The organism is Pseudomonas sp. 10S5, assembly GCF_035019745.1.
Lineage (GTDB): Bacteria > Pseudomonadota > Gammaproteobacteria > Pseudomonadales > Pseudomonadaceae > Aquipseudomonas.
Genome location: NZ_JASJVL010000025.1, coordinates 40,008 through 54,358, shown reverse-complemented (window position 1 = coordinate 54,358; position 14,351 = coordinate 40,008). Strand labels below are relative to the sequence as shown.

The following is a 14,351-nucleotide window of genomic DNA, read 5'->3' as shown; positions in this document are numbered from 1 at the left end:
CTCCCGAACCACCCAACAAAACCTACCCGACAGACTGTTCCACGTCCGCGAATACGTCAGCGCCGAAGAAGCCCTGACCACCGCTTGCGAAATCCTCGACTGCGCCGCCGCCGCCGCCTACGAATCCGCCGAAAAACTCGACGCCCCTAACCGTAAGTTGGTATTGGCTGTCGTGTATCTGGTAGAAACCGCGCAGGAATTGCTGGAGTCCGCATTGGCTGCTGATCGGCCGAAGTCGGCTGTCCAGAGCTAACTCCGAAACCTTGGGCGACAAACACAACGCAGCAATTCTGTGGGAGCGAATTCATTCAAGAATGGATTCGCCTTCACGTTAAAGCTGTGTCTGGCTAACCAACAACTCACACTTAGCCCTATAACTCCCGTGCACCCTGACGATGACTATCGGAACTTTCCTACAGCAATTAACACGCCGGACTACAGACTGAGTTTTATTTGCTGAATATGCTTTCGATACTTTCAGCAACACAAGGGATGTCGAAATGACCAACATCTTCAAAAAAGCAAACCACATTGTAAAAACGACACTAATGTTGTTTTTATTACTCTCTACAAACGGATGCGGGACATTAGCAGGCAGAGCACAATACGACGATCCTCACGCCTATTTTTTTAAAAGCCTTCAAGGCAGCTACGAATTTCTTACGGGAGGTTTTGCGAGTGGGTATGACCCCTCACATTACATATGCTGGATGTCGATAATCTGCCCCGTGGCATTTGTTTATTCCTTACCCGTCGACGCCGCAGTCGACACAATCCTCCTGCCTTACGACTTATATAACCAATTCAAATAATACGGCAAACCAACGTTCTCCGACTCCACTAGTCTGTAGGAGCTGCCGAAGGCTGCGATAAATCGGATGATTTATTCAAATCCCGGTCACCATCCGATAATCGAAGCCTTCGGCGTGTTTTCATCCAGGCTGTTTGCAGCAAAATCTTTGAACCGCTAATCTGCCCAGTTGAGCTCGCCGACTTTAAGGAGCGAACGGGTATACGCAGGAGCGACTTCTTAAAAATCAAAAGTCATTAAGTAAATGAGTCAGCGTCCCTATCCTGATAAACGCCTGCAATGTACACATCGTCCGGCTCTGACGGAATAGCCGCCAACTGCACCTCGGCCGTGTTCTCTTTATGAGCCTTCCAACGTTCTAGTCCTGCTTCAAACGTGGGTGATAAAACCGCGCTCCCATAAACATCAATCGGATTAAGTCTGGTTGCATTCAGTTTACTTAGCCGAGCGCGGGTCAAATTCAAACGGTGTCTTTCTGAAATAAGCTGACTTAACAGGTTACTTGGCCCATCTTCACGACTACGTAAATTCACCGCGCGTGGGGCGCGCGCCTCCTCCCGACTAATTTCGCGATCCTGTTGCTCAAGTGCCTTTTCAATAAGGCGATATTCTCTGTCAGTAACTATTGTCTGATTAGCTTCAAGCGTTTGTTGCCAGCGACGAAAAGTCGCCCAAGCAAAAGGCACGTAGCTTGGAACCATATAATGATCATTATGGTTAACGATCTGCGTAATGAATGCAGCCCTGTCTGGCATATCATTCTTGCCGTTTGCATATAACTTATTAGCAAGTTTACATATTGCCGCACCTTCAATAGATTCGCATCCGGGGTCCCAGAGGATAGAAGATTCTTCACGGCCGTTGAATTTCACAGGTATAAAATGCTGTTGTTTTCCATGATGTCTGTACTCGTCCCCCTTTAAGTTGGCCGTTCCCGCGTAGAACAGTAACCAACCATAAGGGTTGCTTGCCCCCACTACAACACCCGGCACCCATACCTTCCAATTCGCATCCATCCACGGCGAGGGTACGCTGGGCACAGGGTCATTATTATTGACTATGCGGTGGTGGACTAGTTTGGAGGCGCCTTCGACAAACGTGGAATCACCCGCGCGTGGGGAACCATATGTATAGAGGAGAACGTCGTATCCTTGTTCATTACGACGTAGCGCCTCTGCCAATAAAGTCGTTATAGCGCCGCCTAAGCTGTGACCGCAAATAATGATTTTCTGACCAGTGTAAAACTTGGACAGATAAATCAATACAAAATCATGGATGGCAAGATAAGCGCTGTGAAATCCTTGGTGCGCCTTTCCTTGACCTCCAACGAATGGCACTTGAAGAGCATCGCCATCTCGGAAAAAATCTGCACCCTCCTGAGTGCCACGAACGGTAATTAACACAATTTCATCATGGTGGCTGATGAACGCTTGAGTGTCTGTGCCGTCTTCGTTATTTGAATCATCGAAAAAATTTATGTTTGCCGGGTGCTCCTGCTCTTCTCCCCTGTCAGGCCGATTTTGCTCATACAACGCGGGATCAAAAGGAAGAATCTCAAAGCGTTTTGAGTAAGGAACATCCTCGTATACTGGATAAAACGGGGTGGGCTGCTCCGGCTTCATACGCCCAACTTCTTGATAGCCAGCCAGCGTTTCGGCAAATAAATTACCAAAGCTTGGATTTAGGGGAAACTTCACGTGATCAATCGGACGTTGTCGCGGTTCTTGTCCAAAATCGTTGTAGGTAATTGTGGCCACCAACGCCAATTGATAAAGATTTAACGCGCAGAACTCGTTGTCGGTAGACAGCATAGGTCGCAATGCACGCAATGGGCGGACCTCCAACACCGTATGCTTATTGGGTAGAAGCTCTACGCCATACATATCCTCCAGTTCGGGCCCAATTCCCAAACCGCTCATCGCCTTAAAGACAGACCTGCGAGGGGGATAAAAACGTTTTACTACCGGGGGCAGGTGCGCCGTGTGCTCGACTAAATCCCGGACGTCAACCTGATAAAAAATATCGGCGTCTAGTTTCGCTGGATTGTGTTCAGTACGAATGCCCCCCTGATGAATAAAAAAAGATTCTTCCGCACGTACCTGAAGTTCTGTAACCGGCAGGGGGTAATTGTCTCTTTCCATGAGTGCTGTGTAATAATCTCTTACTCCATGATAGGCATCATTGAAATATAGAAGTACCGGACCTCGGTAGCATTCATTATTTTTAGCAAAACCGTCGGCATCAAGTATCCCTTCGTATCGCTGTCCCATATTATCTACGATCCAGAATTTGAGACCTCCGTAAACCTTGCCTTCACCGGACTCATCTACCATACGAAAACTAAACCATTGAGCACGTAATGGACACGCTAGTGCTTTCTGATTGAACATTTTTTTCACCTCATTATTAAAATCCATATCCGCGCCCGCTATTCAGTGCAACTTGGATATATGGAACAATCGCGGCCATCCGGCATCCTGAAGGATTTAAAATCTGTATTGTTTCCGCGACAAAACGCATAAGCATCATCAAGCCCTTTTCCCATACATCGCTTCCACCCATTAGCGAATTTAACCCAGGTATCACCCATGTAAGGCAACTCCTCCTCCACAATCCTAAAGGCGATATTTACGGTTTCACCAGCTAACTGGCCACGCTTCAATATCCCACCAGCAAGACGCGGAAGTACTTCACCCTTTTTATCTTCAGCACGGCATTTCAATATTTTTGCAAGATAACGATTAGGCCCCATAGTGCGAAACAACCATTGACATTGCCCATTAAACAGCTGGCCGCTTTTACCCAATAAGGGCGGAGTGCCAGTTTCGCGGTCGAGAATAGTTAGCCAAGCGCTGTCAATACCAATATTTGTCCAACGTGGGCCATAGCGTCCTTTTATATCCAACTTTATACTTTTCAGTACCAACGAGCAGCTATCCGCGATCTTGGCTAAAGGGATATCAAACTCTACAGTGTGGGCCGCTTCCTGCAATTCGCTCTTGAACGGAAACCGAGTAGGTGTACCGCGCTTGACCGTACAGGTCTCGCCGCTCGCTGGTGCGTAACTGGCCAATGCCTGAAGTTCAAAGTTAGCAGGCATAGCGGTCTGTAACTTGAAGGTATCGACAGGCTTAGCTGAACAACCAATCATGGCTCCGACCGATATTATAAAGAGCGCACAATTGATATTAATGTGGCTATACCAATTATGGCACCAAGTATTAACCATCATTGGAAAATTTAACTGCAGTGCGATCCATGGGAAGGAAATATTTTTTTCACTAAACGCTTCTCCGTTATCATTTAGACGCATATATATTCTTCTATTCAGCGCAGCTTGGATAAATGAAGCAAGCCTTACCATCAGGCATTTTAAATTCCATAAAATGAGGCGGGGTAGTGCAATACTCTTCGTTTTTGGATCCCCACCGACCGGTGCATGCCTTCCAACCGAGTGGAGTTTTTAACCAGGATTTTTCAAAATAAGGCTCTTCTTCGCGTGCAATATTAAAGCTTATATCAATTATTTTTCTGGCTAGCCGGTCACGCTGAAAAGTTCCGCCGGCGGCGCGGAGTAGAACTTGGCCGTTTTCAGCTTCAGCACGGCATCTCAATATTTTCGCAAGATAACGATTAGGCCCCATAGTGCGAAACAACCATTGGCATTGTCCGTTAAATAGTTTGTCGATCAAACCAGGGTCATCGGTAGTATTATCAGCAGGCGAATCAAGGAACGACAGCCAAGCGAAATCACTATCGCCATCTTCCCGATCCGGCCCATATTGGCCCCGTATATCTAACTTGATATTTTTCAGCACCAACGGGCAGCTATCCGCGATCTTGGCTAAAGGGATATCAAACTCTACAGTGTGGGCCGCTTCCTGCAATTCGCTCTTGAACGGAAACCGAGTAGGTGTACGGCGCTTGGCCGTACAGGTTTCGCCGGTCGCCGGAGCATAACTGGCCAATGCGTTAAGCCTGAAGTTGGCTGGCATGGCTGTTTTCAATTTGAAACTTTCGGGTGCAGAGGTTTTGCAACTAGCTGCAAGCATTACAAAAATACCAAGCGTGAGGTATCTCAAACCTTTGTAACGGTCCCTTTCGGTAAACATTTTCTATCCCTCTTTTTCTAAGTCAGTTCTCGCCAGGTTCTCAATAGCTATTCCTTTGCCTCAACTATAATTTAAAACTTTGACCACGGAGGGCAAGCAACGCCTGAGACATCTCCAATGGTTAACGTGTCCATCACAAATGTGGCGGGCAAGTCTATTAATCCAAACGGAATACTTAAACCATATGTACTAATTATTGCAGGTGGATATAGTATCGCCATCAGATCAATTTGCGTTCCGCCGTACATACAGGAGTGCGGGACAATTCGGTTTCCAAACCAAGCACATCCCGTACACATTAGAAATGCCGCACTCATTACTACCCAATTAATTTTTTTCAAATTTGTGCCGTTTATTACTTGAACAAAATAATTTTTCATTCGTGAACGATTGGTCGTCACGTCGATAGTCTTTACCATTAGATAATCATTAGGATCAGCTCGCCCAATACTTGGCTTCATTGTATAGCCGTTCAAAATGAACTTCTGGCGCTTCATCATTCTTAGGCAACCAACTTTGAATCACGGCCCCTTTTTCCTCTTTGAGCCGCTGGCTAATCAGGAAGGCCAACTGATTTGAAGTGGTCCAATTCCAGTCATCTGCCAGATCTAATTGCTCAGTTATCCATTGGCCCACATTGATATTTTCATCGAGTTCGCTAATGGCTTCAGCATGCTCTGAGAGCAAATATTGAGCTACGTTCGCATGCAAAATCGCCCGCGATTGTGCCGCCGGTACTGGAACAGACAACCAAGCTGGATTCGCCGGCACGGGATAAACACCGGGACTGGGATTCTCCCCCACCGCCCACTCCTGCCCATTCCAATAAAGAACACTGGCTATGGGCCCGAGGTATTCAGGCAGCGCTTCGGGGTTTAGATGATTCAACGCCCGCGCCAGCACTCGGTTGTCGTGAAATCTGTACAGCGATTGCTCGGGGCGTTGGCCGATGATGATGCGTGCGCGCCAATGATTGACCATGGCCGCCAACTGGTCGCCTTTGCAGCTGACCAGCCAACCCCAGTTGCGCTCGGGGGTTTCGAACAGTGAGGTAAGCAATGGCCGCATGGGGCTACTGATTTTGAGAATCAGCGGACCGGTCACCATATCGCTGATGGGGGTTTGGGCATAGACGCTGATGTACTCCGGCGTTGGTTTCACCGCTAATAACGCTTGGCGGGTTTCCCGTTCGAACTCCGGGTCGAAGATCAAATACGTCGAGCGGGCGAAGCGGGATTGTTCGGCCATCCATGAGTTGGGTTGAATAGTCATGCGGTAGCTCCTTCAAGCGTGCAAAGGCCTTCTCGACAGGCTTCGCAGAGGGGACAAATATCAAGATCCCAGGCTTTGCTTCGGGCCGTGATTAGGCTTTGAGCAGAGGACATAACAGGTGGCAAATCGGGAGGCGCGATCAATGCGGCAACGGCGCCAGGAGTCAGTGGACTCGCCGGAGTGCCCGGAACGGGCGCGCCGCCCAGCAGAATGGGTACGCTGGAGTAGATACCTGCGGCGCTGACAACGAAGTGGACGCCCCCTGCTTTTATCGACAGGCTGATGCCCGCATCGATAACGACGTTGCCGCTGGATTTGAGGTGAATTTCTGTGCCCGCTTCAACCACCAGCACTTGGCCGACCTTGGTATGACTGCTGGTCGCGACGTTCAGGTTATCGCCCGCTAACAGTTGGACGGATCGCTCGCCAGTTGTGGTGCGGTCTTCGGCGGCTTTGAGCACCGAGGTGCTTTTGCCCGTGATGGTTTCCAGGCGTTCGTTGCCGACCTCAATGCGGCTGTCATTTTGGATGTTCTGTTCCATGTCCCGCTGCGCGCGGAGGTAGATCAGTTCTTTGCCGCTTTTATCTTCAAGGTGCAGTTCGTTGTAGCCAGTGCTCGCGAGCGTGCTTCTGGATCGGAAAACGCTCTTGGTTTTGTGCTCAGGCAGAGGGTAAGGCGTTGGATTCTGATTATTGGTGACGCATCCGGTGATCATGGGCTTGGCCGGATCGCCTTCTAGAAACGTAATGATCGCTTCCATGCCTACCCGAGGGATGGTGACTGCTCCATAACCCTGGCCCGCCCAACTGCTAGACACACGCACCCAGCAACTGGTGGTTTCGTCGTTCTGTTCAGCTCGGTCCCAGTGGAATTTGACGCGCACTCGTCCATATTTATCGCAGTAAATTTCCTCGCCAGCAGGCCCGGTAACCTTTGCCGTATGGCTGCCGTGAATCTTCGAAATACCGTGCCTCAAAGGAGGCCGAAACTGGGTTTTCTCTGGAATGGCGGTGAACGTATTGCGGTACCCCTGTGCAATCCCGTTGCTTTCAGCAAGCATGCCAGCATTGAATTCTTCCAACACTTGCGGCTGGTAGGCCTCGTGTTTCACGGAGATCAATACCCAGAGTGCGTTCCAGTCAGGGTCAGAATGGCCCTCGACTTGCAGTACAGAACCACTGCGCAAAAGCGGCTGGTCGGTCGCACCTTCGGCTAATTGGTAGTCGGTTCTATGGCGTTCCAGCAGTCGCTTTATGCGCTCGCGCCCACCCGACTCATCGGTGAAATTGCCGGGGTAAACGTAGTCCTGCATATGTGGGACGAGGCTGGAATCTTTGATGGCTTCCAGTTGAACGTGGGACTTCTGAAAGTCATAGTCGCGGCTGATAATTTCGCTGGTCCGAGCGATTACACGCAACCCGAAGTCATTGATGGCCGGTCCCTCAGGCACCATTCCGTTAATAGGTACGTGGGGGAGCACCAATGTCGGCTTATTGTGAAAGAGAGCTTCGTCATCGCCGAATATCAGGCGATGGCCATCTGGCGCGTGCTCGAAGTAGAACCAACGGCCGTCCTCTTCACACAACCTTTGAATAAAGTGCAAATCCGTTTCGTCATATTGAACACAGGACTCACGCTCAGCCATAGGTAAGGCGCCGGTCTTGAACTCAACATGCAAACCGCTGAACATCCCGTTCTCTTTGAGCACTTGGGTGATGATTTGAGTGGTGGTCTGGTTCTGGAAAATACGCCGGTGACTGGAATGTTGCAGGTAGAACAGATAGGGGGTCAGCACCAGCGTGTAGGACGTTAGTCGAGTACCGGTACGGCCTTTTTTGATCGAGTAAATATGGCCATGCAGACCTTCACCGTCTTCGCCAAAAGACAGAAAAGCTTCTTTATGCAGTAGGTTTTCAAATTCTCTCGGTTGCCGCTCAGTGACGATTTCGATGGTGATTTCATAAAGACGACTAATCGCTTCTTCACCCTGGAACGAGAGCACCAACAGGTTACTTTCTTGTTCCCCCTTGATGCTCAGGGTGATTTTTGTGGTACTGGCCGGATGGGACATTCGTCACTCCTTGTTTCAACGTAAGGACTGACTGTGAACGATGTCGCCCCAGAAAAATGCCATCCAAGTCAATGCGCAATGTAGGAAATTTCCTGAAATCCATTAGCACCCATCAGAACCAGCGCCAAGACCTTGCTGGTGCTGCTTGAAGGAAGATATCCCGCAATTCACTAGTCTTAATCGAGCGTTTTTTTGGCTTAAATGCCAAGGCAGTTTTCAACGCCGGCCAACAGCCTTTCGGCAAGTGCGTGGGGCATTGCAGTCGACGATTTAGTTTCTTTTCCCGGGCTTCAACCGCGGTCAATCGCTGAAAAGGATGTTTGCCGCTTGCAAGCTCGAACAGCACACAGGCGACGGCGTAAATGTCGGTGTTGGTTGAAAGAGGCCCGCCTTCCAGCAATTCGGGCGCCGCGTAGGAAGGCGTCCAGGCGTTGAGATCGTTACGACGCAGTTTGGGTAATCCTGGTAGCACACCGTGCAACGTCTGTCCGAGCCCGAAATCGAACAGACGCAGACCGTCTTCGGTCAACATGACGTTGCTGGGTTTGAGGTCGCCGTGGAGAACCCCTCTCCCATGGGCATGTGCCAACGCATCAAGCAATTCAATGGCGATACCCCGTAACTCAATCCAAGGTACGCCCAATGGCCGTTCGCAGAGCAGTCGATCCAGAGGCAGACCACGCATCAACTCCATAGTGATGAATGCGCGCTGGGTGGCGGTGTCGATATTGAAATCAAACACTTGCACCACACCGGGGTGGCGTAGGTGTTGAGTCAGCGCAAATTCGCTATACAGCAGCAAGTCCGCATCCGGCGATTGTGCGAACACGTCACTGAGGATTTTGACTGCAATGTCAGCGTCGGGAGCGCCCATCTGCTCATGCAACAAATCCCGCGCCCGATACACCAAGCCCATGCCACCCGCACCCAGCAAACGCTCGATGCGATAACGGCCAGCCAGCACGTCGGGTAAAGGCGGCAAGGCGTCGGTCATTGGCTAATCACTATGGCAGTCAAGTTATCCCGGGCGGCGCCACCTAATATGTCATTGAACAGGCTGTGCATCGACTCAAGGCCCAAGGTTCTAAGCAGCACCTCGTTGTCGAGCCCTTCATAAAAGCCGTCACTGCACAGCAAAAACACATCGTCCGGTCGCACCTCCAATTCCACTATTTGCAACTGGAGCTGATCACTGGCACCAATGGCGCGGGTCAGGGCCTGGGAATTGAGTTGCAGGCGTGCCTTTTCAGGGCTCATCTTTTGCTCGTTGATCAATTGCTCAAACACCGAGTGATCACGGGTCAGTTGATGCAGGTGGTTATTGCGCAGCAGATAGCAGCGGCTGTCGCCCGCCCAGACACAGGCGCCGCGTTTGCCGTCGATCAGCAGCGCGACGACGGTGCTGCCCATGATTTTGTCTTTGCGCGCCGGGCTAACGGTCAGTTCATGGCTCATGCGCCGGTTGAGCCAGTGCAAGCACTGGCGCACGGCAATCACACGTTCGTCGAAGCTGGCCGCCTGGGGCAGTTCGGCGAGGTGGGTGACGATCAATTGGCTGGCGATGTCGCCGCACTGATGACCGCCCATGCCATCGGCGACCACCCACAGACCGCGCTGTGGACAGTCCAGGAAAGCGTCTTCGTTGCGCGTCCGAACCTTGCCAACATGGGTGCGGGCCACGCTGCGCCAAGGGTTTACCTGACTCATCAAAGTTGCGCCGGCAGACGGAAGCTGCGCAGGGCAGCCACATCGAACGGGTTAGGTGAGCGCTGGGCGAGCAACAGGTAATTGGCGCGCAGGCCACCGACGTCGGCTTTGAGGACCATCACATCGCGGCCTTTCAGGTACTCGGTCTGCATCAGGTCGAGCAGGCGGAACAACGACCACGGCCCGGTGTTTTTCTCGATGCCGATGGCACGTCCGACCATTTTTTCCAGCACCAGGCTCGTGCGCCCGTCTTCGGCATCGGTTGGCCAGGTGAAGGACATCGGCACGATGGGGCCGTGGCGGTATTCCAGTTGCTGGTTGCCGAAGCGGAATTCGGCGCGGCTCACGGTCGGGTCCAGGGTGTAGGGCTCAAGTTTGAATTGCACCTGCGGCTCGTTCGGGTCGTGGGCGAAGAAGCTTTGGCGAATGACCTGCACGTGGCCCATTTGCGCCAGGTACAACCGCGACATGGGCAGGCTACGGCCGTCGATGCTGCGCAAGCGGTAGTTACCCGGCGTGCCGCTGACGAAGGGCCGCATGTAGTTGTCGAAGAAACGGTCGGCAACCCCCTGCGCTTTGAAGAACTCACGGAAGTCGCTGATGGCGACGTCGCTGGTGCTGTGGGCGTTGAACGGGTAACGCTGATGCAGGGCTTTGCTATAGAACTCGTGAAGCTCGCTCTGATAACGCTGATTCAGGTATTGGTAGGCATCACCGAGGACCAGCATCCAGGTGTCCTCGGCCAACACGTCCAGCCAACCGCTGATGGGACGCGGCAAGCGGCTGGTTGCTCCGCGCAAGCTGTTCAGCGCATCACGCTGGCCGTTCATGCGCAGCTTGGCCATTTCGTAAGCTGCCTGATCCGGCTGGCTGGAACGCGCCAGCGTGGCGACTTGCAGTTGCAAATCGTTAAGCGCCTGTAATGTCGGCATCAGCTCGGGTGCCGGGCCGTTGTTGGCGTCAAGCAGTTGGTGCAAAGGCTCGAAACGGCGTTGCATGGTTTTCTTCGCCGTGTCCGGCAGGCTCTTGGCGAGTGCGCCCTGAGCTTTTCCGGCGGCCGCAGCGGCGACTTTACCCAGTGCGCCGAGTTTGCCGCCCGCTTCACCGGCCGTATCGGCCAGTTGCTCGACACCTTCGGTGAGATCAGGGAAGCGGGTGTTATCCCGGACTTCGACCAGCAGCTGCAGCAGGGGCGAATTGGCGGCGATCAGCCCGGCAAGCTGGCTGGCGCCCTCGCCCGCACTGCCGAAGGGTTGCAGGTTTATCTGGCCGATGGCTTCGCCCCAATGATTGGCGTAGTCACGGAAATACAGCTGCTCCAATTCGACCATCAAACGGCGCAAGTCCATGCCGCTGATGCCGGTGCTTTCACCCAGCACCCAGTTATCGCGCAGGATGTCGTTCACCAGAGTCGCGCCTTGGGTGGTGAAGAACTGTTGATAACCGCGCTGGGTGTAGAAGCCCGGAATCAGGTAGTCGGTGCCGCGAAATACTGCGCCCTGCGGACCTAGATGTTGGCTGACACGGTATTCTGGCAAGCTTTGGGCTTGTTCTCGCAGTGATCGATAGACCACAGCGGCTTGGGATTCCGCTTTTAGAACCTGACGTGCCTGAGCCACCAATGCATCGTTAAGCGGGTAGGTAAATCCGTGGGCTAGCAAACGACTGAGGTGTTCGCCCAAGCCGTTCTGGACCTGAGTGTTGCCCATGTAGCGCATCGACCAATCGGTGGCGACCCAGTCTTTGAGCCACGTCGAATCCCGGCGCTCGGTAAGGTTGAGCATCAGGTAAGCGCGCAGGCTACCCAAGAGCCGCTCGCGATCGTTCATGTTGGCGCGCACTTGCGCTTCGAGGGTACGGGCTACGCGGGGCAGCAGTTGTGTTTTTAGTTGGCGCTGGTAAGCATCATCCAGCACCGGGTGACTAAGTTCACCCTGATAAAGCCCGCTGCGTTCGTGAAGTTGTACATCGCTCAGCGCCGGGAATACGCGGCTTGCCGCGTAGCCGGTGTCCAACACCTGAAGCGCCGCCATGGCGTCGTCTTGCGGGGCCAATTCGAGGTGTTGTTTGGTCAGGTTTTGTGCGAACTCACGCAGTTGTTCAAGGCGGCTGTGGTTGGCGGAGAACCCAAGCGCCCAAAGCAGGCCGAATAGGCCGAGTGCTGCGAATGATGTTACGTACAGCGCACGCTGACCCCAGTGGATTCGGCGGCGCTCACGCTTGTTGAGCCCGGCGAGTTCGGCTTCAGGAAAGATCACTCGGCTAAACAGATGGTTGATGAAGCGGGCGGAGCCGGTGAATGCCGGCACTCCAGCGGCCTTTTTGTAGGTGTCAGTCTGGGCGCCGGTCTGCGGCGCACTGGTCAGGTAGAAACCGCGAAGTTGACCAGCCCGCTCGTAACGATTTCCGCCGAACGCTTGCGCAACAAAACTGGTTAAACCTTGGCCAATCTTTCCCAACTTATGCGGAAAATCAAAAACCAGAGCACGCCGGGGCAAGCTTTGCTCTTGCTGCATACGCGTGATCACTTGGCTGTTCAGGCGTCGAAGCAGTTCTTCAAATTCATGGCGGATGACTTCACGATCATTGCCGCTCTGCCCCTTGGCGAAACTGGCACCCAGCACCTGGTCACTTTCTTCCCTGCTTAGATGTTCGAAAAACGCTTCAAAACCCTGAACCTGGTCAGCCTTGCTGATGACCAAATAGACAGGAAGATCCACACGCAGTTGCTTGCGGATATCTTTCAATCGCTCGCGAACCGAATTGGCAAGCGACATCAAACCTTCTGCATCCTTCTCTAGCAACTCCATCGGCACTGTGATGATGAGACCGTTGAGTGGTCGATTGCGGCGACGCGCTCGGAGCAAACCGAGGAGCGTTATCCACGAATGGCTTTCGACCGTTCCAGGGTTGTGCGTGAGATAGCGCGCAGCGGTGTCGATTAGCACACCATGCTCACCGAAATACCATTCGCAAAAATTCGCGACGGCGGATTCGCTACCGATCTCATTGCTGATGTTGTTGAGCGGAAAATCAAGTCCTGAGTGTTTCAACAAACTGCTCTTACCGCTGCTCTTGGGACCGATCACCAAATACCAAGGCAACTCGCTTCGCCAGCGCTCGCTTTTTCCGCGATACAGGCTAGCGGTTTTCAATGTTCGAACGGCTTTTTTAAACAACTTGCGCAGGCGCTTTTCGTCTTCCTCCATTTGCAGTGTTTTTAATAAACGCCCTGCACCGTCGGCGCTTTTTTCTTCGACGTTTTTACGTTGAGTGCTGCGCCAGCTGTCATAAACAATAAACAGGCCCCACGCCAGAAACAACACACTGATGCTCAGCAAGCGAGAGTTCGCGTCTTCCCAGAACTTGTGATCATCGACCGCCAGCAGCGGACCTAAAAACCAAACTGCTAATGCAGCCAACAATACAAACAATAGCGTCCAAACCCAGGTTTTCCCTAGAAACGTCGCCAGTTTTTTAAAGAAAATTTTCATCATGCATCCCTGTCTTGCAACCACGGTTGGATCACTGCCGAATCAAGCTGACGGTAAGGTTCAAGAACGGTCTCGCGTTGCTCGTTAAGCACCCAGGCAAACCCGGAATACATGACCGTCAGACACACCCACGTGAAAAGCACTACCAACCACCACGGCACAATGCGTACAAGATTGCGGCGTTGATCCTTGAGGCCGTGCCAGTGGGGCGATAGTTCGCGCGGTGCATCCCCACGCAGGTGGCGAATAGTTCGATAAAGTCCGTCACGAATGTCGTTGAGCTCAGCCTCTCCTTGTTTATCCGCAGAGTGATATTTGCCTTGAAACTCCAGCGCCAAGCAGAGGTACATCAGCTCCAGCAAGTCCAGATTCTTGACTGGGTTACTTCTAAGGGCGCTGAGCAAGACAAAGAATTTTTCACCGCCGAACGTTTCCTTATGCATCCGATACAGCAGGCTTGTTGCCGACCAATCGTTTTTCTTCGTAGCCCCCTCAACTGCCGGCAGCTGGGTTCTTACCGCGGCTTCATCGAGGGCGGTACACAACACGTAGGACGCCTGATCTAGCAGATGGCTTTCGGCATTGAGGCTCAACGCTCGCGGGTGGAAGGAGCCCAGTTCTCGCTCCCATTCTTTCTTTAGGCTTTCCGGATCATCAATTCTCTTTGTGTACTTAATCTCGACGAGCTTGGACAACATCGCAGAGGCAGCGGCCACTAACGGGTTAACACTGGCACTGAAGGTTTGTCTGGCATCTAAAGCAACGGATTCTAATTCGGGGCGCTCTTTGTCGGTCACTGCACTCGCACCCACTTCGCCACCAGCTCGGGGCGCAACAAAAGTTGCTTGATCCACTACATGACCTGTTTCACGGGTTATTTCAT

Annotated in this window: 9 protein-coding genes and 1 pseudogene; 1 reads left to right on the top strand and 9 read right to left on the bottom strand. The window is 52.3% G+C overall.

Annotated features, from left to right (window positions below):
* Positions 1–253 (top strand): DUF6124 family protein (locus tag QN378_RS21490; protein WP_416350651.1); only part of this gene is annotated, 253 nt, incomplete at its 5' end.
* A gap of 794 nt (positions 254–1,047) precedes the next feature.
* Here the strand turns inward: QN378_RS21490 and QN378_RS21485 are convergent.
* The 9 genes and pseudogenes from QN378_RS21485 to icmH all read right to left on the bottom strand — a co-directional run bounded on the left by QN378_RS21485 (position 1,048) and on the right by icmH (position 14,346).
* Complete coding sequence (locus tag QN378_RS21485; RefSeq protein ID WP_323567481.1) at positions 1,048–3,228, bottom strand: lipase family protein; 2,181 nt, start codon at positions 3,226–3,228, stop codon at positions 1,048–1,050.
* Positions 3,229–3,239: 11 nt separating this feature from the next.
* Complete coding sequence (locus tag QN378_RS21480; RefSeq protein ID WP_322206055.1) at positions 3,240–4,124, bottom strand: hypothetical protein; 885 nt, start codon at positions 4,122–4,124, stop codon at positions 3,240–3,242.
* A 10-nt stretch (positions 4,125–4,134) separates the two neighbouring features.
* Positions 4,135–4,923 carry a hypothetical protein gene (locus QN378_RS21475; protein WP_322206054.1) on the bottom strand — a complete coding sequence of 263 codons (789 nt, stop codon included), beginning with the start codon at positions 4,921–4,923 and terminating at the stop codon, positions 4,135–4,137.
* A gap of 435 nt (positions 4,924–5,358) precedes the next feature.
* Positions 5,359–6,195 carry a DUF4123 domain-containing protein gene (locus QN378_RS21470; RefSeq protein WP_323567480.1) on the bottom strand — a complete coding sequence of 279 codons (837 nt, stop codon included), beginning with the start codon at positions 6,193–6,195 and terminating at the stop codon, positions 5,359–5,361.
* Positions 6,192–8,267, bottom strand: coding sequence for a type VI secretion system tip protein TssI/VgrG (tssI, locus tag QN378_RS21465; RefSeq protein WP_323550962.1), 2,076 nt, complete (start codon positions 8,265–8,267; stop codon positions 6,192–6,194). Before tssI ends, QN378_RS21470 begins: the two co-directional genes overlap by 4 nt.
* A gap of 112 nt (positions 8,268–8,379) precedes the next feature.
* Positions 8,380–9,264, bottom strand: a pseudogene (locus QN378_RS21460) (serine/threonine-protein kinase); the annotation flags it as partial.
* Positions 9,258–9,974, bottom strand: a complete 717-nt coding sequence (locus QN378_RS21455) for a PP2C family serine/threonine-protein phosphatase (RefSeq protein WP_323550964.1) — start codon at positions 9,972–9,974, stop codon at positions 9,258–9,260. The gene QN378_RS21455 and the pseudogene QN378_RS21460, both read right to left, overlap by 7 nt.
* Positions 9,974–13,468: a type VI secretion system membrane subunit TssM gene (tssM, locus tag QN378_RS21450; RefSeq protein ID WP_323550965.1), complete on the bottom strand. Its 3,495-nt coding sequence runs from the start codon at positions 13,466–13,468 to the stop codon at positions 9,974–9,976. Before tssM ends, QN378_RS21455 begins: the two co-directional genes overlap by 1 nt.
* Positions 13,468–14,346, bottom strand: coding sequence for a type IVB secretion system protein IcmH/DotU (gene icmH / locus QN378_RS21445; RefSeq protein WP_416350637.1), 879 nt, complete (start codon positions 14,344–14,346; stop codon positions 13,468–13,470). Before icmH ends, tssM begins: the two co-directional genes overlap by 1 nt.
* Positions 14,347–14,351 lie beyond the last annotated feature (5 nt).